Origin of the sequence: Xanthocytophaga agilis, assembly GCF_030068605.1 — a bacterium.
GTDB classification, from domain to species: domain Bacteria; phylum Bacteroidota; class Bacteroidia; order Cytophagales; family 172606-1; genus Xanthocytophaga; species Xanthocytophaga agilis.
Genome location: NZ_JASJOU010000005.1, coordinates 71,178 through 91,338, shown reverse-complemented (window position 1 = coordinate 91,338; position 20,161 = coordinate 71,178). Strand labels below are relative to the sequence as shown.

The window sequence follows — 20,161 nt, the reverse complement described above, 5'->3', positions numbered from 1 at the left end:
AGACTTTGGCAAGGTTATTATCCTTTTTTAGAAAAGCTATCAGCATAAGAAGAAAGTTGATAAAACATTGGATGGTTATGCACCCTGCTATTCCTACCAACGCATACATCATTTTATAGGAGCATAATGCACAATAAGTGAGCAGTATAAGAATATTGGGAATCAATATTTTCTTTAATATTACTGTCATGGCTAGTTGAAATAGCTATACCATACTTTTATCTTCTCTTTCTTTTCGCAATTCTTCGAGATATTTTGCCTTGTCATCGCGATAAAACAGATTCATTGTTTCAAATGGAACAATCTTACCATCTTTGTTGACTATGTGGACACATGATTTTTTAATAGACCGAACATCAAAGTTATAAGCATCAATGAACTGCATGATAATGATGCGGAATAAGTTTTGGTAGGTTAGTCCGGGAGCCTGTACAGAGGGGAGGCAGCACAGCAAAGAGTTTAATTCATCTGTAGCACATTCAACAGATTTAGCTGTACTGAATAGATTTACCATATGGTCTTTGAGACGATCATCCTGTTCATAGACAATCGTATTTTTGGAATTATTAAGCAGGTCGTCTGGATTAATAAACCGTGTAAGTGGAAACACCTGGCCTTCTAGTTTTAGGGCATAGCCCATTACCAGAGCATCCGGATTGCAGGGGACAGGTAGTAAGTCGTTTTCCTGAAAGATAGGAGTCTGATTGAGAATATCCTGACGGACTTCGGTCAGTGTATACCGGTCTTTTGCAGGATTGAAGTTTTCGAGTCGGCCTGCCACCTGAGTAGGTTGGAAGGTAACACCCCGCACACATGGTTGTTGCAATGCATATTCAATGATACTCCCAATCTCATCTGTGTTTAATCCTTTCTGCAAAGTCACCACCAATGTTGTAGATACATTGTATTTGTTGAGGTTCTCCAATGCTTTTTTACGTACATCCCGTAAATCTTTTCCCCGCATTTGTTCCAATACTTCCTTCCGAAAAGAATCAAACTGTAGGTAAATCTCAAAATCAGGCATGTAAGATGCTAATTTTTCTACAAAAGATTCATCTTGTGCAATCCGGATACCATTGGTATTCACCATCAGGTGTTTGATAGGCTTTTGTTTGGCAAGATCCAGTATTTCAAAGAACTGAGGATGTACAGTTGGTTCACCACCACTAAGTTGAATTACATCCGGTTCCCCTTCATTGGCCACTATAATATCCATCATGTGGTTAATTTCTTCCAGTGTACGGTGTCTGCCATGAGTAGGAGAAGATTCCGCATAACAGGTTGGACAGGTAAGGTTACATCTGTCTGTTACTTCTATGAGGGTAAGACATGAATGTTGCTCGTGATCTGTGCACAAACCACAGTCATAAGGACATCCATAATGAGTTGCCATATTAAATTTGAGAGGCATCTCACTGGCCTTGTTGTAGTTTCGTATATTTTTATAATAAGGTATATCTGTTGCTATCAGAACTTTCTCCCGTCCATGTTCAGGGCAGTTTTTCAACATAAAAACTTTATCATCCTCAAACACAATTTTGGCCTCAATACGGCGCAGACAGGTAGAACAAAGACTTAGTGTAAAATCGTAATAGGTGTAGGGACGTTGTTTTGACATACTATTTATAGTTGTTTTCTTACAAGATAACAGATAAGACAAGGTAGAAAAAATCTTTAGTTTATATGTGTTTATTTAAATTGATTCCGATTTTTTATACATTTGAGCTAATGTCAGTATATTTTCTATGTAGTAAAGATGTTTTACTTACATGTACTAAAGGCTGATCAAAGATCAGAAAGATTTACATGTAAAAAGCATTTCGTATTAAATCTAGCTATTCACTCTTAAAAACACTCAATTACAACATTATGCAAAAGCATAGCTTTATCTATCGATTATTTACACTTTTATTAATTACCACATTTTTGGTTAGTTGTGGAAAAAAGGATGAAGTTGAACCATCACCTGAAGAAAAAGAATTTGCTGCAGTACAAACGACAGTAGATCTGATTAACCAATTAGGAGGTATCAATGCAATGGCTGTTGATTTTTCTCAACAAGCAGGAGCTACAAATGGAAAGATTTCTAAAGGCCGCATGGCTGAGATTGTGAATGCCAGAATTGCATCCATTAAAGAAACACAATGTGGTAATATAAGCTTTGTACCTAGTGAATCTGAAGACCAAATGATTATTGTCATAGATTTTGGTAATGGCGTAACATGTGATGGAGTCTCTTTTAAAGGAAAGATTGAATACACAATCAATTTAGATTTTTCAGGAGAATCTTTTGAGTATGGAGGTAAACTAAACTTCATAGGATACGAAGTAGATGGTAACGGTCTTTCTGGAGAGTATACATTCTCAGCTATTCTCAAATCCCTTACAGAAACTACTGCCTTATATGAATATACCACCAAATTGGTTAATGGCGTCATAACAGATAAAGATGGCAAAAAAATACAGTGTAATAGTGAGTACCTAATAACTTTAAGTGCTAAATACACTACTGCTGGTCAGATTTCTAGTTCTTCTGTAAGTGCTACAGGTGCTATTTCAGGTACAGATGCTTCTGGAAAAGCTTTCTCTGCAACAGTAACCAAGCCATTAGTTTCTTCTTCTTCATGTCAATATGTAGTAAGTGGTACCTATCTGATTAAATCAGCGGCTCATTCTGATGCTACCTACGATTTTGGTAATGGTGATTGCGATAATAAGGCTACCCTTACTGTTAACGGAATTTCTAAAACAGTTACCATCGAGTAATAGAACGGTTACTTGTTGGGAATATAAACCACCGGAGCCCCAGCCCTTCGGTGGTTTTCTGTTTTTTATTGTTCTTTATCTGGGATGATTTCTTTTCTGGCAAGTAGTAAACTGGCAGGATAGAGAAATACCTTATAATAATAAATCAAACCTCCTATACATGCCAGTTGTATCGTTGATAAGCCAAAGTTAAATCGATACACAGGCTTAATAAACTCAATAAAGAAGCGAAAAAGAAGGTAAGATGCTAACAAGATTTTAAATCGACTGCCATTGGTCAATACATACTGTTGCTCAAGAAGGAAGATACATGTTCCTACTACTGATAGGAACATGATTTCATACAAAGCAGCCGGATGACGAGGGATGCCATCTCCCAGATTCATACACCAGGGTAATGAACAGGGACTACCATGTGTGCCATCGGTCGTCCCTGCCAGAAAGCAACCAATACGTCCCAGAATCATTCCCAGTATAATAGGATAAACCATCAGATCTCCTGATGAAGTAGTGACACCCAATTGTTTTTTTGTTAGTTCAACTCCAATTAATCCTCCCAGTAGCCCTCCTACAATAGTTTTGCTTTGCAAGTAAACCATCCAGTTTCCAGAGGCCTGTATGAATATATTCGGGTTTTCAAGAATACCTACTACTCGGGAACCAATTAGCCCTCCTGCAGCGGCTCCAATAAATATCCAGAGACGATCTGAATTGCTGATAGGATCATGTGTATGACGACGTAGCCATAAGTAATACCGAAAACCAATTGAATAAGATAATATCTCAAATACCAAATGAGAATTGATGGTAAATCCGGCTATGTGAAAGTTAACAGGAAAGGTCACAGGTAATGATGTTTGAATAGATACGTGGAAAGATAGTTAAGCTTCGAATAGTCAAAACTGAAAAAGAAGTTTTAAGTTTGAAGATACCAATGAAGATGACCTATCGCTACAAGTACATGAAATTTTCAAAAAATACAAACCCTGATGACTTCAAACACCATGAAGAGAAATGCATTTATTGGAATCACCTTGTCTCTGCTAAGTTTTTATAATGCTGGAGCACAAACTATTTCTACAACAGATATAAAAAAGCACATTACTATTCTCGCCAGTGATAAGATGGAAGGACGAGGGTCTGGCAAAAAAGGTGGCGAGTTAGCTGCTGACTATATTGCTGGTCAGTTCAAGGTATTAAAACTGGTACCTAAAGGAGATGCGAAGGGTTATTTCCAATATTTTGATGTAAAGAATTCCAGCACACATGGCGCTGTAGACACAACTAACCGGACTACGAAGAATGTAATAGGTTATCTGGATAATGGTGCAAGAGAGACAATTGTTATAGGAGCTCATTATGATCATTTGGGAATGGGGCATGATGGAGGCTCACTGGATATATCTCCTCTGGGAAAAATTCATAATGGAGCAGATGACAATGCTAGTGGAGTAGCTGGTGTATTGGAGCTAGCGAAGTATTACAGTCAGAATAAAGAAAAAGAGAAGGTTAACCTCTTGTTTATATGTTTTTCTGGTGAAGAAATGGGATTGCTGGGGTCAAAATATTTTACAGATCATCCCATTGTTGATCTTTCAAAAATAGACTGTATGCTGAATATGGATATGGTAGGCAGACTTCCTGAGAACAAGACACTCATTGTAAGTGGAGTAGGGACTAGTCCATCATGGGGAAATATACTACGTAAATACGAGTCAGATAAGTTGAAAGCCTCATTCGATTCTTCCGGAATAGGAGCTTCTGATCATACATCTTTTTACCTGAAGAATATTCCGGTATTACATTTTTTTACAGGATCTCATAGCGATTATCATAAACCTGGTGATGATGCAGATAAGATTAATTACGTAGGAGAGCAGATTGTTTTACAGTATATCATTCAGGTTATTTCAGATATAGCTGTACTGCCTCATCTGGCTTTTACTCCTACTAAAACCAACAGCAATCAAAGTGCTTCTGTTTCTATGAAGGTGACTATGGGAATTATGCCAAGTTATGCTTCAGACGGCAATGGTCTAAAAGTAGACGCAGTCTCTGAGAATAAACCCGCTAAAAAAGCAGGTGTGTTGACAGGAGATGTGATTGTGGCTATTGATGAGCATAAGGTTACTGATATCCATACCTATATGGAAGCCCTAAACTTTTATGAAAAAGGTGCATCCGCTCAGGTTAAGATCCGCAGAGGAGCTGAAACCGTTACACTTACAGTACAATTCTAATAGAAACAAAAAGAGGCAGGTTTTTGGCCTGCCTCTTTCACTATATCAGATACACTGAATTAGTTTAAAAACTCATAGATCCCTGCTACTCCTTGTCCACCACCTACACAGGCTGTAACCATACCATACTTCTGATTCTGGCGACGCATTTCATTAAATAACTGAATAGACAATCTGGCACCAGTTGAACCCAAAGCATGGCCTAATGCAATAGCACCTCCATTAGGGTTTACGATATCAGGATTGATACCAAGTGTTTTGATTACTGCCAGTGCCTGAGCCGCAAATGCTTCATTCAGTTCAATCTGTTGAATATCTTCTAACTTCATACCTGCCTGTTTTAGTGCCTGTGGTATCGCTGCAACCGGACCAATACCCATGATGCGTGGTTCCACACCCATAGCAGCATAGGTAACCATACGGGCAATCGGTTTCAGATTCAACTCGTTTACCATTCGTTCAGACATAACCAGTACAAAGCCTGCTCCATCAGATGTTTGAGAAGAGTTACCTGCTGTTACACTTCCGCCTGCTGCAAATACAGGTTTTAGCTTTCCTAAAGCATCCATACTTGTATCTGCCCGTGGACCTTCATCTGTATCTACTACATATTCGCGGGTTTTCTTTTTGCCACTATCTGCATCAAAATAAGTTTCCTTTACAGTGATAGGAACAATCTGGTCCTTGAAATATCCACTCTTGATCGCATTAAGCGCTTTTTGATGAGATTTGAACGCAAATTCATCCTGCTCCTGACGAGTGATGTGGTACTGGTCTGCAACCTGCTCGGCAGTGAGTCCCATACCCAGGTAGTAATCAGGATGAGGGAGTGTTAATTCATAATTAGGTGCTAGTTTCCAGCCTGTAGTAGGTACCAGCGACATAGATTCTGTTCCTCCGGCAATCATACAATCCGCCATCCCTGCATGAATTTTAGCAGAAGCAATAGCAATAGCTTCTACTCCTGACCCACAGTAACGATTGATAACCATACCTGGAACGCTGATAGGCATAGAAAGCAATGAAATCATACGTCCCATCTGCATGCCTTGTTCCGCTTCGGGTACTGCATTACCTACTATAATATCATCCACACGTGCAGGGTCTAATGCTGGCACAGAGGCTACCAGTTTTTTTATTACTTCTGCTGCCAGATCATCTGGACGGGTAAACCGAAACCCTCCACGAGGCGCTTTACCTACAGCAGTTCTATATCCGGCTACTATATATGCATTCATATTGTCAGATTTTTTAAATGAAAGTATTCTGTAATGAAAACGAAATAGTGACTGAAATCATTCAGGTAATTAGTTTCTGAGAGGTTTGCCTCCATTCAGTAGACTTTGGATTCTCTCAAGGGTCTTACGTTCACCACATAATGACAAGAAAGCTTCTCTTTCCAGATCCAGCAAGTATTGTTCTGTCACCACCTGTGGATAGGATAGATCCCCACCACACATTACGTAAGCTAGCTTCTCTGCAATTTTCTGATCGTGTTCACTGATATATTTTCCATAACGCATAGCAGCTATACCTGCTTTAAATAACGCTATACCTGTACGTCCCTGTACCTTTATATCTTTGCGTTGTTTGGCTTGTGTATATCCGGCATCTGCCAGTTCCAGTACAGATTCTTTTGCATCAGCAATCAAGCGACTACGATTTAAGGTTACTTTATCACCACGACGAAGATATTTCATGTCGAATGCTTCATAGGCTGAAGTAGATACTTTTGCCATTGCCACATTCATAAAGGCATTCTGGAGTGAGTTCAGTTCAATGTCTCCTGCTTCATAGGCATCTGATAGGCGAAGAGCCATTTCTTTACAACCACCACCACCTGGAATCAGACCCACACCCACTTCTACCAGACCGATATAACTTTCAGCAGCAGCTTGTACACGATCTGCATGCAGAGTCATCTCACATCCACCTCCCAGTGTAAGTCCTGCCGGAGCTACAACAACCGGAATCGCAGAATAACGTACCCGCATCATCGTGTTTTGAAACTGACGAATCATAAGGTCCACTTCATCATATTCCTGTTCAACAGCAAACATAAACAGCATACCCAGATTGGCTCCTGCTGAGAAGTTTTCACCTTCATTGGCAATTACCAGACCTCTGAAATCCTTCTCTGCAATCGAAATTGCCTTGTTGATACCTTCAATAACTTCTGGGCCTAAGGTATTCATTTTAGTATGAGCTTCCAGATTCAACACACCATCACCGATATCAAACAGTGTAGCCCCTTTGTTTTCCCAAACTACTTTATTGCCTCTTAAGGTATCCAGTAGAATAAATTCTTCTGTTCCAGGTACTGCTTTATATCCTTTAGCCTGTAGATCATAGTATTTTCGGATACCACCTTCTACTTTATAGAAAGTATCATGGCCATTGGCTAGCATTTCATATACCCAGGCTGCAGGTTTCTTACCTGCTGCTTCCATTTTGGTTACAGTTGTCTGAACTCCCAGTGCATCCCACGTTTCGAATGGACCAATCTGCCAGCCAAAACCTGCACAAATAGCCTGATCTATACGATACAGTTCGTCTGATATTTCAGGGATACGATGAGTGACATAACTGAAAAGATCATAGGTAGTAGCACGCATAAAGTCACCTTCTTTTCCTTTGGCGTTGATCAGAATCTGAAGGCGTTTTTTCAGGTCATCTACTCCTTTCGTTAGTTCGAATACAGACAGGCGTGCTTTTTGTTGTGGGCGGTATTCCAGTGTTTTCAGATCAAGAGAAAGGATTTCGGACTGACCTGCTGCATTTTTGATCTTTTTATAAAATCCTTGTCCTGTTTTATCTCCCAGCCATTTGTTCTCACTCAGTTTTTGAACAATAGCAGGAAGCTTGAATGTCTCTTTGGATTCATCGTTTGGAAGGTTGTTATATAAGCCATTGGCAACATTGACAGTAGTATCCAAACCTACAACATCTGACAAGCGAAAAGTACCAGATTTAGGCTTTCCTGAAATATCACCTGTCAGTTTATCTACCTCCTCAATAGTTAATCCAAACTCTTCAGTTGCTTTGATCACACTCATCATAGCATAAACACCCACGCGATTGGCGATAAATGCAGGAGTATCTTTGCATAATACGGTTGTTTTGCCTAGATACCGATCACCATACTGCATCACAAAGTCAATGACTTCCGGATTTGTTTTAGGTCCAGGAATTACTTCCAGTAGACGTAAATAGCGTGGAGGATTGAAGAAGTGAGTACCACAGAAATGTTTCTGGAAATCTTCACTTCGACCTTCAGACATCAGGTGAATAGGGATACCTGATGTGTTAGAAGTAATTAAGGTGCCAGGCTTTCTATATTTTTCAACTTGTTCATAAATAAGTTTTTTGATGTCTAGTCTTTCAACAACAACCTCTATCACCCAATCTGCAGTGGCAATATCTTTCATATTGTCTTCAAAGTTTCCCAGTACAATACGGTTAGCAAATGAAGTATTGTATAAAGGAGCAGGACTAGCTTTGATGGCAGCCTGAAACAGATCATTGACAATTCTGTTTCGTACGTTTTTATTATCCAGTGTTAAACCTTTTGCTTTTTCGGCATCATTCAGGTCTTTCGGTACCATATCCAGCAACAGTACATCTACACCAATGTTTGCAAAATGACAAGCAATGCGTGAACCCATAATACCTGCACCCAGTACTGTTACCCGTCTGATTGGGCGATTTTGGTGTGTTTTCTGTCCTGTAGTCTGTATTTTCTCGGCAACTAATGTTTCCATAATTCAGAAAAGGAATTAAGAATGAAAAAGATATATAATAGATTAGTGATGAAGAGTATTTCTAAGATTACTCTGGAAGATCGGTTTCCATCAATTCAGATGATTGTAAGGTGCGTCGTTGTTCTACCATTTTGGTAATTTGCTGAACTACTTCAAAAAAAATATCCAGCTTCTCAGAAGGAACATTATTCCGGATCATGAAGTTAAATTCGCGTACTGTACGACGAGCAATTTCACGTTTCTCTTTACCGCTTTCTGTCAGAAAAACATTCACAAAGCGTTTGTCTCTTGCGTTTGTTTCACGATAGATCAGACCATCTTCTTCCAGCGTTCGTAACATACGGGTAAGACTGCGACTCTCTAATCCGACCAATGGGCCTATGTGAGTAGCGGGTGTTCCTCTTTCTGCGTCAATATTAAGCAATACATGCCCAATAGCCATTGTGAAATCATGTTGTGCTGCTTCACTGTTATACATACGTGAAATGGCATGCCAACAAGCTTTTATTTGATAATCAACGGTTTCTTCGCGTTTCATAAATTGATAATGGCAATTGGAAATCTTTCAATAAAAACCAGATTTGGGAACAGAAGCTTTGAGCTATATAAAAGGCCGAGAAATATTTCTCCTGGTTGATCCCTTTAGTATATCTCAGTTTCTTTAAATTACTTCCTTCAAAAATAATAAAATATTGTTATGCATGCATACTAATTTAATTATTTTTTTCATATTTTTTATAGAATAAAGGAAAAACAAATAAAAGATATTTTTAATTCTCTAAGTAGCCTACTAAGAAATTATACAATCAATCACAATACTGATTCCGAAAAAAATCAGACTGCTCGTATTAATGATTTGTGGTTTATATAGAGAGAAAATAGTAGAGATATAGCAACGAAGCTTGTTTGGAGGAGACAGTCAGTAGCTATAAGACAAGGAACAGACAAAGCTAAGCTACATTTTTAGTTCTTACAGAATTTCAATAAGATCCTCCAAACTTGGCAATTTATTATTCACTCTGTTTATATTTAGAGGTATAAACGGAGTGTTTTAAGTGAGACTTGAGATTTTAAGGGGGCTACAGAATCTATGGTATGGATATTCTATAAGTAAAGTATTCTAACTAATCTTTTCACAATACATCTTACTAGCTAGCGATCATTTTATTTTTGCTGACAGAGCTTGAATTTGTTTATCACTTGTATGGTAAACTAGCAATTTATCATAAGCATCTACATATACAGCAGCAATGGTATTACTAGTATGAATCGGTCCTTTTCCTATTACAGTTCCATTCAATGTATAAAGTGTTGTATTTTTAGCAACAGGATTGGTTATTGCTACCAGACGTAAGCCAGCTCCAAAATTGTAATATTGGATTTGGATGTTATCAGAGATATTGCCTGTTGTTTCAAACAGAGATTGTCCCTCTTTATCAAGAATAGCGATAGTACGATTGTCAATTCTGGCAATTACCCAATCTTTCTGTCTGGGTTCTATACACATACGAAACACATTATTACCTGAGGTGTGATATAATTGTTTACGATTAGTGATCTTACCTGTCAGATCAGTATGGATAATTTCCCCTTCTTTGGTGACAATAATAATAGTAGTTTCTTCAGGAGATAGTCCTGTTTCTACTAAGAATCTGCTTTCTGTACGAGCTTTCAAATCTACCGGAAACCCAGTATAGACTTGTCCGCGACGGTTAAGTAGAGTGAGTTTTCCGTTTGCTTGCAGAACAACAAAATAATCTTTGTCATGAATGCGAATGTGTTGAGGTGCACATTCCAGGCGATAACCTGTATGAAGTGGGTTCCAGCCTTCAAGTATAGCCCCCGACTTATCATACATATATAGATTACCTAACATATCAGATACCAGAAATCTATACTCCAGATTTCCATCATAATCAATCAGAGATAATGTATGTAGCCCTGTGGGTGCTGGTACTTTTACTGGGAAGGGAGAAACTGGTGCACCATTGCGATCTACTATAAACAGTTGATGATAGGTTGTGAATAAATATTGCAGCTTATTGTTTTTCAGATAGTCGATCTGATAAATTTCAGATTGTATTGGGCTCTCCATCCATTTGCGCCATAAGATCTGACCCGATTGGTTGACAAGATATAGCCTGTTTGCTGCATCTTGTAATAATACTTCCCGGCTACGGTCTATGTGACTACGTACCAGTACTGGTGGCATTTTAAGCAACGTATCAGCTGTGGCTTTCCAGGAGACAAAAAATGTATTGGCGACTGATGATGCAATAGGCTTACTCCGATAATGTGCTGTTATTTCTGTTTCAAAAGTGTTCTTGTGCTCACTATGAAACTGTATTGTCAGATGTTCGAAATCTTTCAATGAACTGCTGTACTGTTGCATAATTTGCTGCCAGTGAGGAGCTGCCTTTTGATAAAACAAGGACCATGCATGACTTACATCTATTTGAATGGTGAAATGAGCCGATTGTTCACTTTTGAATAAATTACGTTTGATAGCTGACTGGCTCCATACATCTCCCGTCTCGCGTATATCTAGTAAATTTTTAAGGCTTTGTACAGAATTGCCAAATACAACATATTGATTAATAATGGTATAGAAGCATTGAGAGAATCCATTAACTTCATTGCCAAATACACTTGAGGGAAATTCTGGTTTATAGATTTGATGAATAGTCGCTCCTTTATATTTTTCCTGATAAGGGGGGTGTCCATTTCCTTCATCGTATTGTATACTAACCTCTTTAAGCTGTTTAGCAGCATTAGAGACATCGTTAGTTCGTACACAAAGGAGACGATCTGGTTGATTTCCTGTTGTTGTCTCTACAATGGCTAAGGCCATTTCATTTGCTATCCAGGAAAAGTATTTGGGATGAGCAGATGAATGATATAGGGAATCGTATTGGTAGTGTTTTTTGAAATAGGCTTGCGGCTTGCTAAATGTCCAATGATAGAGGATTGCTGTTTGATTGGGAATCATGGACAAGCAGGACACAGGTTGTGCCTCCTGACCCTCAAACATACTCAGATAATTGATCTTATTATTCTGAGAACTAAGGTGTGTATTGCCTTTTAAATTGATACTATTTTTTTCCTGAGCCAATTCCAGATTTGTAAACAAACCCAATGTAGAGAGGATACCCGCATCAGATGAACTGTTGGTAAACAGCTGTGCTAATCTTGGTGTAGCCGATAGATTAACATAAACCTGTAAAGGCCCTTTAGATACGGTAGCAGACTTGTTCCAGGTATTCCATTGTGTGTCCCGGCTTACAGTTCCTTCATTGAGTTTACGAATAACATCTTCTACAAGGAAAGAAGTGTAGCTACCAATTAATAAGTCGTCCGTAAAAATAAAAGAAAAAGATTGTCTGGAGGAGCGATCTGTAATATCTGTAATCTTATGATCCCCAAAAATTCTTGTATCTGTCCGGAACTCTGTGTTTGCGCGAAACTGCTGTATTAGCTTCTGTGTACTTGTTTTTTCGCGTTCACTCAGAGGAATGTAAAAAACGTAATCGAAATCGTTACGGGTTGTTACATGTAACGACATCAGAATTTTCTTGTTGAGAAGAATTTCTTTGCTTTCCGGATACTTTTGCAGAGAATTCAGGCGAGAAAGGAGTGTCTGAAAATAAGGTAAAGATTGTATTGGTTTCCAAGTCTCTTCTTTTTCCCAGTTTGAAACCACATTCAGGGGATTATCCGCTTCAACAACCAGCAGAGAATGTATAGGAACTGCAGTCCATGCAGGAGAAAGTTGGCGATTAAGCCACCATTGGTAGGTACCAAATCCAACAATTCCTGCAATGATAATGCCTGCAATGGCAAGAAAGTATTTTCTAGTCAAGAATGGTTTGTTTTAAATACAGACAGACTAAGAGTGTATTAAAGAAGAGACTATTACACAGCTACTGGAGCTTTTATGCCAGGATGTGGATTGTAATTCTCAACGATAATATCTTCATAATTAAATGCAAAGATATCTTTCATATCTGGATTTATCTTTATTGTGGGCAAAGGTCGGATCTCTCGGGATAATTGCAGCTCTACCTGCTCCATATGATTCATGTACAGATGGGTATCACCTCCAGTCCAGATAAAGTCGCCTACCTGCAAATTACAAACCTGAGCAATCATATGGGTAAGCAATGCATAGGAAGCAATATTAAAAGGAACGCCAAGGAACACATCCGCACTTCGCTGATACAGTTGGCAGGATAACCTACCATTGGCTACATAAAACTGAAAAAGAGCATGACATGGCATTAAAGCCATCTGGCTGATCTCGCCAACATTCCATGCACTTACAATGAGGCGTCTTGAATCAGGATTCTTTTTAATCTGAGCTATTACATCAGAGATCTGATCAATTACTTTCCCATCTGCTGCTTCCCAGCTACGCCATTGTTTTCCATATACAGGTCCTAACTCTCCATTCGCATCAGCCCATTCATCCCATATGCTAACTCCGTTATCTTTGAGGTATTTGATATTGGTCTCACCTTTCAGAAACCATAATAATTCATAGATTACAGACTTCATATGAACTTTCTTTGTCGTTACCAGAGGAAAACCTTCATTCAGATTAAACCGCATCTGATAACCAAACACACTAAGCGTACCTGTTCCAGTACGATCCTCTTTCCGGGCGCCATTCTCCAGAATATGGCGCATCAAATCATGATATTGTTGCATAAGCAGAAAATAAGCTATCTGACAACGAAGGTAGACGAAAGAGAGATTTTTTACAAGAGAAAAGAAAATGTCTCCCTCAAAACAGGAAGATTAAAATCTACCGGAAAGAAAGTTTTAGATACTGTAAGAGAAATGTAGTATTGTTTCTTAGAGCATATCTGAGAATAGATCTCAATTGCGCAAAAGGTAGAGAAGTTTCTGATTTCTGCTGACGTTCTTTCAATTGCCGGGCGACGTTTTTAGATTTACTTTGATAGATCATATCTGAAATCAGTTTTTGATGGTGTAAAAGGTCCAGAATCCGTAAATTTTCAATAATGAATGTTTGGTCTTTATGGGATGCTACCGTTACCTTTTGTGCATGTAAACGAAAGTAGTTGAGTTCTTCATCCACATAGACTAGATCTGACAGAGAGAGCATTTGACACCAGAACAACCAATCTCCTGACAATCGAAAAGTTTGGTAGTCAGAGTTTATTTTATCAACCAGATTTTTTCTAAAAACAACAGCACTGGCATTGGGAATTATATTCGCACCAGAGAAATGGTTAGCTATACTAGATTTTCCTGAATGAATGCTCTTAGGCTCTAGTGTCTTGTACAAGTTGCGGCAAGAAGTTATAATTTTGCCCTGAGCATCGACCTGCCAGGACTGACTGTAAACAATTCCCACTTGTGGTTGGACTTTCAGAATATCAGTTAACTTTTCCAGAAAAACAGGATCTGCATAATCATCACTTTCTGCTATCCAGATATACTCTCCTTTAGCCAAGTTCAGCCCTTTTGCCCATTGTTTAAAAGGACTACCACTATTTTGTGTATTAAATAGTGTTTGAATGCGTTTATCAGTACGTGCATAGTTAGATATTACATCTCGGCTGTTGTCAGTGGAGCAATCATCTAATATGATAATTTCTATATCCTGAAATGTTTGATTTTGTACACTCTCAATACGTTGAGGTAGATACAATGCATGATTATAATTGGGAATAATGACAGATACGACAGGCATATTATTTTCAAGATTTTGAGTACCTCGCTACAGCATCTTCAAGTAGTTGATATATTTTCTTTCCTGCTACAGTAACATCATAGTGTTCAACCTGTGTTGCCGCGATTTCTCCCATCTTAGATAAGCTTTCCAGATCATCTCTTAGTGTAGAGATCCATTGTGCCATTGCATAAATATCAAGATAGGATACTGCATGTCCACCACCATTGGCTACAAACTCAGGAATGCCACCAGCTTGATCGAAACATACAATAGGCTTTTTAAGAGCTGCTGCTTCCAGTACAACTAAGGGAAATGGGTCTTCACGGGAGGTGAGTGCAAACACATCAAAAATTTGAAAATAGTCTTGAGGATTTTCTTTCTTACCTGTAAATATCACTTGTTTATTCAGGCCTGTACGTTTTAATTCATAATCAATTTTTAGCTTCTCTGTAGCATCTACATGGCCGATCCAGACAAAATACGTATTGTTCAATTCATTCTTTAGACGAAGGTAATCAGCTACCATTAAAAATAAGTCTGCTCCTTTACGCCATTCTACCAATCCAGAGCCACCTACAACAAATGCATTCTCAGGGATACCCAATTCTTTCTTGACATCAGATGTTTTTTTCGATGGCTTACGGATTTTGCTTGTATCAATCCATTCATAAACAACATGCTGGGGTTTATGAAGACTTATATGTTTGTTTTCAATAAGATTTTGTTTTACGGCCTCTGATGCGGTTATATAGTGAGTAATAAAAGGTTCTGCCTTACTGAATTTATCAAGTCTGCAGTATGTTTGCAATACTATCTCCAGTTCATGGATATGACAGAAGATAGGACAGTGTAACAAGGAGGCAATCTCAGGCAAAATTCTGGCGGCTAGTGCTGTATTTATATATACAGCCTCCCATTTATGAGTTCGTAAAGCTTCCAGAATATATTTATGTTTACTACTTCCTGAAAGTTTGTTTTGGATTTTTGAAACTAACTGTGTATAGGTATTTGTCTGTGAACTTTCTTCTTTATTCCAGATATATACGTTGCCAACTGCTCTGAAATCTGGTTCCAGTTCTCCTGTTCGATATAGGATAATTGTAATCTCAAACAGATTTTGTTGTCTAAACCATTGGAGGAGATTAAGCAAGACAAGAACAGCCCCTGTGCGAGAGGCTTCATGACTAATCACTAATAAATGCTTTTTCAATGTTTAAATTTTAATGGGCAGATGCTTTATGAAAAAGATTTTTGATCCTTTTAGATAAGCTATATATAGGGTTGATAGATTTTCCTGTAAGAAATTGACTCCATAAATACCAGAGATCACTATCAAACTTTCCAAAAGACAAACATACAAGCAAGTATTTAAAAATTACCTGTTTATCAAATTTGTTCTTCAACATTAATTTAATAAACTGTTTGTTTGTACGAAGCTCTGTAGAAGAAAGTTCCTGTGATTGAATACTGGTTAAGTGAACAGGTAGTTTATCTTTCCATTTTTTTGTGAAGATTAATGCTTCCCGTATCCATTTAGTATCAAAGTTTCCAACAGATAAATGTTCAATACTAACTCCAAACAAGACACAGACTTTATACCCTGCTGTAAAAACCTGTATAGAATAATCAAGATCATATAAATGAAAATGGCGAAATGTTGTTTGATCAAAAGGAATCTTTTGCCATACATCTTTACGTGTACACAGCCAACATCCATCTAAGGTTACAACTTCTGCGGTATTTTTTCCTTCTGGATTAATCAATGAGGTACGTGATTCTCCATCAGGAAACTTCTGGATAAAATTGAGTCGGGTAAGATTTAAGTCTGTCGCAAGGGACCAGCCGGACGGGGCTTTCGTTTTGGCAATGGAACCCATTATACCCAATAACCCTGTCTGAGTATCTTGCAGTGCCTCCACTACTTTTACTCCCCAGTTCTGAGAGTAAAAACGCAGATCTTCATGCATAAAACATAAATAATCGTACTTGCTTTGTGAGGCACCTAGATTATATGCTTCACATATACCATATTTAGCAGAAGAGTTTTCAATAGCAATGATTTCATAAGGCACTCCTATTGTTTGCTCTACTTGTTTCTGAGTAGCTTGGAGATCTGACTGGCTTTTAGAGCAAACAATTATTGAAATCATAGAAAACCCGGAATGATAAAATTTAATTTGTAATTAGCTTGAATACAAGACGGAACATTTTTGTGCGAAGTAACCAACACCTTTTTAGCAAACGGCGCCAAGCATGAGGGTCTTGTTTTATAAACTGTTGTATGACTTTTTTGCTGGCTTGATAAGTAAGTCCTTGTTGCAGAATCATATCAATCCATGTTTTAACAAAATGGTGCATAGCCCGATCTTGTATATCTACTGGAATGTTAATTTGTGTACGTAAGTATTCCATTACTCGTAGTCGTTCAAGTAAACTAATCCCATTTCGAGCCGTTGCACTACGGACATTACGTTGGTGGGTTCGAAAATAGTTAAGAGGCTCAGCTACAAATGCAACATCGCCCTGTAAAAATAAAGAAGACCATAATTTCCAATCACCAATCACACGATAGGTCTCATCTGCTCCACCTGCTTTATGGTAAGCATTTTTTTTAAAGACAACAGCACTTGCATTAGGAACAATATTTTTGATAAACATATATGAGGTGGCTAACATGCTGCCAGACATCACAAAATCAGATTTCCATAAAGTCATATTAAGTTCATGATAATGAAAATCCCAATTACGCAAACGTACATTTTTTGAGTCTATTTCCCAGGAATGAGAATAGGCTGCTACTCGATTACTATCTGCCTCCAACAAGTTTACCATTCTTTCCAGAAAGTTTAGTTCATTGAAATCATCAGATTCTGCAATCCATATATATTCTCCTTTAGCTTCTTTGATGCCTTTATTCCATTGTTTGAATGTACTACCGCTATTTTCTACATTATATATTATTTTGCTCACCTTAGGATGATTCCGATAATGTTCTATAACCTCATGGCTTTTATCGGTAGATTTGTCATCCATTAATATAATTTCATAATCCTGAAAAGATTGGTTAATGACAGAGTCAATACGCTTTGTAAGATAGGATTCATGATTAAAATTAGGTATAACAACGGTTACTTTGGGGCTCATTCGAATAAATTTTACCTTCTTATAGCTTAATCAAGAAGATTGAAACAGTTTTTTTATATTTTTAAGTTGATAATACTTAAAGAATTTTAAGACAGTTATAAATGAACTTTTATTAGAGGATACTACATTATAAAAAATCCAAGTATTATCTTTTAATGAGATATTGGTTTCATTATTTATTTGAAACCAATATCTGATAAAAGTATTCACCATTGTTTTTAGAGTCTTTTTATTAAAGGTATGATCATGAGAGAGATTTCTTATAGTTTTAATAATAGATAGTATTTCAGGCTTTGTATTTTGACTAAGCACTTCATTATTATCTAATAATGTATTTCTATGAAAGTTTAGAGGAGGCTCTGATATATATACAATGTCGCTTACAGATAAAATCTTTATCCATAATACATAGTCGATATTATCCTGTATTTTACTCTCTAACCATCCAACGCGATTATATATATCTTTCCTGAATAATATGGTTTTGGGACTTTGCATATTATTCTTTTGAAGCATATATTTATTAATGAATTTGGCTCCTGAGTGAAAATTATTTGCTAAAGGTTCTGTCGAACTGCTTGTTGATATCTTAACAGGTAAATTGTTGTTATAATAATCAATAGGATAAGACTCGCAACAAAGAACTCCTGCAGATGCATGTATAGATAGATGTGTGAGCATTCTTTCCAGAAAGGAAGACAACCAATAATTATTGACATTTGCAATCCAGATGATATCTCCTTTAGAAATATTGATACCCTCATCCCATTGATTACGTAAGTTTGTAGATGAAGTAGTTAGTTTGTGAACTCTATTATCTTTTTCAAGATAATAATTTATAATTTCTGATATATTTTTATTGTTGGATTCTTTGTTGGCTATCAAGATCAGTTCTAGTCTGGAATAACTTTGCTGAAGTATACTTTCTATGCATTCAGTTAGATATTCTGTATTTTTATCAAGTGGAAGTATGATAGATACTTTAGGAGGAGTCCAGGAGTGAAAGAATGTATCTTTATCAGTATTAAAAGCCTCGTCTCCTTTCTTGCCACTAAAGCCTTCTTCATTATATAGTGCAATAATATTATGAAAGAAGGTAGAGCGAATGTTCGGATTTTGAATCCATCTTATATTGAATTCATAGTCTGCAAGTACTTTGTAGTTTGTATTAAATAAGCCAATCGTATCAAAAATCTCTTTCCTGGCAAAAATTGCCTGGTGACAAATATTCTGCCAATAAAGCTTTGCAACAGTAAATGCTCCATTATAGCGTATTCCACTAACCTTAAAAATAACATCACCATAAATAACATCCCATAGAGAAGTATCTACAGAAGAGAATAAATCATTAATAGTCGTCTTGGTATAAAGGATGTCATCACTACCTAAAAAATAGATCCATTCCCCTGTACTCATACCAACTCCTTTATTCATCGCATCATAGATTCCCTCATCTGGTTCAGAAATCCAGCGGATTATGGGATATTTTGCTGCATATTCTTTAATGATATTGATGGTAGTATCTGTAGAGTTTCCATCAATAAGTATGTATTCAATGTTTTTATAGGACTGATTTACAACACTCAAAATTGTTTCTTCGAGTGTTGCTGCCGCATTGTAAGTAGGTGTAATAATGGTTAATTTGGGGAGCATACTATTTTCTAATATTCTCAATTTATAAAATGCTAGCCTGTAAATCTATCCAATGTCAGATCATAGTTTATCATTTGAGGGCAATCAACAGAAGCATACTTTCTGAACCGATTTTGGACAAAAGGAATGTTAGCCAGGTATTTTCTGTAAAATTGAAGCCTCTTTAAGGTTGGAAGTAGATTAAGAGAGACAATCTCTTGCTGAATGATATTTTCAGCTTCAGAAAGGTATTCCTGATAAGAATCTCTGGAAAGCTGTCCCTGTTGTCTCACTCTAAAGCCACCAATGAGTGCATTCGTAACATACAGTGTTTCATGTCTGAAAAAACGCATCCAAAGCTCAAAATCACCAGCATATTTATAAGTCGTGCAAATCTGTTGACCAGCTTTTTCCCAAAGCTCTCTTCGCCAATAGGTTGATTCTTGCTGGATGAATTGCCCATCTGATAAAAACTCCTTCAAATAAAAAGAGTATTTAGAAAACTTATGTGGTCTGCTATAGACAATACGACCCCTATCGTCAAATACACTTGGATAACCTTGTATCCATTTTACTTTGGGAACGTTAGAAAAAATATCAGCCAATACAAAAAGAGAATTCTGATGAAGCAAATCATCAGAATTCAGCCATCCCATAATCTCTCCGGTAGACTTTTTAAAACCTTTATTTAGTGCATCGTAGAGTCCATTATCTTTTTCACTTTCCCAGTAGGTTAGGTGTTTTTCATATTTACGAATTATATCAATAGAACCATCTGTACTTCCTCCATCAATAATGATATATTCGAGATTTGGATATTCTTGTTTAACAATAGATAGTATCGTTTTTTCAAGATATTTTGCTTGATTGAACGAAGGCGTTACTATAGTAATCTTTGGAAATGTCAAGGTCTTAAT

The 20,161-nt window shown here is 37.3% G+C and carries 15 protein-coding genes; 2 read left to right on the top strand and 13 right to left on the bottom strand.

The annotated features are described in order from the left end of the window. Window positions 1-205: 205 nt before the first annotated feature. Window positions 206-1,618, bottom strand: coding sequence for a radical SAM protein (locus tag QNI22_RS16060; RefSeq protein ID WP_314512113.1), 1,413 nt, complete (start codon window positions 1,616-1,618; stop codon window positions 206-208). 251 nt (window positions 1,619-1,869) lie between these two features. On the opposite strand from QNI22_RS16060, the gene QNI22_RS16055 reads away from it, so the two are divergent. Next, window positions 1,870-2,766 (top strand): hypothetical protein, encoded by an 897-nt coding sequence (locus QNI22_RS16055; protein WP_314512111.1) that lies wholly within the window; start codon window positions 1,870-1,872, stop codon window positions 2,764-2,766. A gap of 65 nt (window positions 2,767-2,831) precedes the next feature. Here QNI22_RS16055 and QNI22_RS16050 read toward each other — a convergent pair whose 3' ends face one another. Continuing rightward, entirely contained in the window at window positions 2,832-3,611 is a 780-nt protein-coding gene (locus tag QNI22_RS16050) for a prolipoprotein diacylglyceryl transferase (protein ID WP_314512109.1), read from the bottom strand. 159 nt (window positions 3,612-3,770) lie between these two features. Here QNI22_RS16050 and QNI22_RS16045 point away from each other — a divergent pair, with 159 nt between their 5' ends. Then, the gene (locus QNI22_RS16045) at window positions 3,771-5,006 is read left to right on the top strand and encodes a M20/M25/M40 family metallo-hydrolase (protein ID WP_314512107.1); all 1,236 of its coding nucleotides are present in this window, start codon (window positions 3,771-3,773) and stop codon (window positions 5,004-5,006) included. A 59-nt stretch (window positions 5,007-5,065) separates the two neighbouring features. On the opposite strand, the gene QNI22_RS16040 is transcribed toward QNI22_RS16045, so the two are convergent. From QNI22_RS16040 to QNI22_RS15990, 11 genes are all read right to left on the bottom strand, one after another. Then, window positions 5,066-6,244, bottom strand: a complete 1,179-nt coding sequence (locus tag QNI22_RS16040) for an acetyl-CoA C-acyltransferase (protein ID WP_314512105.1) — start codon at window positions 6,242-6,244, stop codon at window positions 5,066-5,068. A 69-nt stretch (window positions 6,245-6,313) separates the two neighbouring features. Beyond that, window positions 6,314-8,767: a 3-hydroxyacyl-CoA dehydrogenase/enoyl-CoA hydratase family protein gene (locus QNI22_RS16035; protein WP_314512104.1), complete on the bottom strand. Its 2,454-nt coding sequence runs from the start codon at window positions 8,765-8,767 to the stop codon at window positions 6,314-6,316. A gap of 67 nt (window positions 8,768-8,834) precedes the next feature. Next, window positions 8,835-9,305: a MarR family winged helix-turn-helix transcriptional regulator gene (locus tag QNI22_RS16030; protein ID WP_314512102.1), complete on the bottom strand. Its 471-nt coding sequence runs from the start codon at window positions 9,303-9,305 to the stop codon at window positions 8,835-8,837. Window positions 9,306-9,926: 621 nt separating this feature from the next. Continuing rightward, on the bottom strand, window positions 9,927-12,626 hold the full coding sequence (locus QNI22_RS16025; RefSeq protein WP_314512100.1) for a hypothetical protein: 2,700 nt from the start codon (window positions 12,624-12,626) through the stop codon (window positions 9,927-9,929). Between the two features lie 53 nt (window positions 12,627-12,679). Next, complete coding sequence (locus tag QNI22_RS16020) at window positions 12,680-13,474, bottom strand: thymidylate synthase (RefSeq protein ID WP_314512099.1); 795 nt, start codon at window positions 13,472-13,474, stop codon at window positions 12,680-12,682. A 97-nt stretch (window positions 13,475-13,571) separates the two neighbouring features. After that, a complete protein-coding gene (locus tag QNI22_RS16015) occupies window positions 13,572-14,486 on the bottom strand; it encodes a glycosyltransferase family 2 protein (protein ID WP_314512097.1) in 915 nt (304 codons plus the stop codon). Window positions 14,487-14,493: 7 nt separating this feature from the next. After that, window positions 14,494-15,678 (bottom strand): glycosyltransferase family 4 protein, encoded by a 1,185-nt coding sequence (locus QNI22_RS16010; protein WP_314512095.1) that lies wholly within the window; start codon window positions 15,676-15,678, stop codon window positions 14,494-14,496. A gap of 10 nt (window positions 15,679-15,688) precedes the next feature. Then, entirely contained in the window at window positions 15,689-16,618 is a 930-nt protein-coding gene (locus QNI22_RS16005) for a glycosyltransferase (RefSeq protein WP_314512094.1), read from the bottom strand. Window positions 16,619-16,640: 22 nt separating this feature from the next. Then, complete coding sequence (locus QNI22_RS16000) at window positions 16,641-17,612, bottom strand: glycosyltransferase family 2 protein (protein ID WP_314512093.1); 972 nt, start codon at window positions 17,610-17,612, stop codon at window positions 16,641-16,643. Between the two features lie 30 nt (window positions 17,613-17,642). Next, window positions 17,643-19,265 carry a glycosyltransferase gene (locus QNI22_RS15995; RefSeq protein ID WP_314512092.1) on the bottom strand — a complete coding sequence of 541 codons (1,623 nt, stop codon included), beginning with the start codon at window positions 19,263-19,265 and terminating at the stop codon, window positions 17,643-17,645. A gap of 32 nt (window positions 19,266-19,297) precedes the next feature. Further along, complete coding sequence (locus tag QNI22_RS15990) at window positions 19,298-20,152, bottom strand: glycosyltransferase family 2 protein (protein ID WP_314512090.1); 855 nt, start codon at window positions 20,150-20,152, stop codon at window positions 19,298-19,300. Between the last annotated feature and the right edge of the window lie 9 nt (window positions 20,153-20,161).

Bases quoted from the DNA above. Each gene is read 5' to 3' on its own strand.
- QNI22_RS16060 (WP_314512113.1), bottom strand. From the start codon at position 1,618: ATGTCAAAACAACGTCCCTACACCTATTACGATTTTACACTAAGTCTT.
- QNI22_RS16055 (WP_314512111.1), top strand. From the start codon at position 1,870: ATGCAAAAGCATAGCTTTATCTATCGATTATTTACACTTTTATTAATT.
- QNI22_RS16045 (WP_314512107.1), top strand. From the start codon at position 3,771: ATGAAGAGAAATGCATTTATTGGAATCACCTTGTCTCTGCTAAGTTTT.
- QNI22_RS16040 (WP_314512105.1), bottom strand. From the start codon at position 6,244: ATGAATGCATATATAGTAGCCGGATATAGAACTGCTGTAGGTAAAGCG.
- QNI22_RS16035 (WP_314512104.1), bottom strand. From the start codon at position 8,767: ATGGAAACATTAGTTGCCGAGAAAATACAGACTACAGGACAGAAAACA.
- QNI22_RS16030 (WP_314512102.1), bottom strand. From the start codon at position 9,305: ATGAAACGCGAAGAAACCGTTGATTATCAAATAAAAGCTTGTTGGCAT.
- QNI22_RS16020 (WP_314512099.1), bottom strand. From the start codon at position 13,474: ATGCAACAATATCATGATTTGATGCGCCATATTCTGGAGAATGGCGCC.
- QNI22_RS16015 (WP_314512097.1), bottom strand. From the start codon at position 14,486: ATGCCTGTCGTATCTGTCATTATTCCCAATTATAATCATGCATTGTAT.
- QNI22_RS16005 (WP_314512094.1), bottom strand. From the start codon at position 16,618: ATGATTTCAATAATTGTTTGCTCTAAAAGCCAGTCAGATCTCCAAGCT.
- QNI22_RS16000 (WP_314512093.1), bottom strand. From the start codon at position 17,612: ATGAGCCCCAAAGTAACCGTTGTTATACCTAATTTTAATCATGAATCC.
- QNI22_RS15995 (WP_314512092.1), bottom strand. From the start codon at position 19,265: ATGCTCCCCAAATTAACCATTATTACACCTACTTACAATGCGGCAGCA.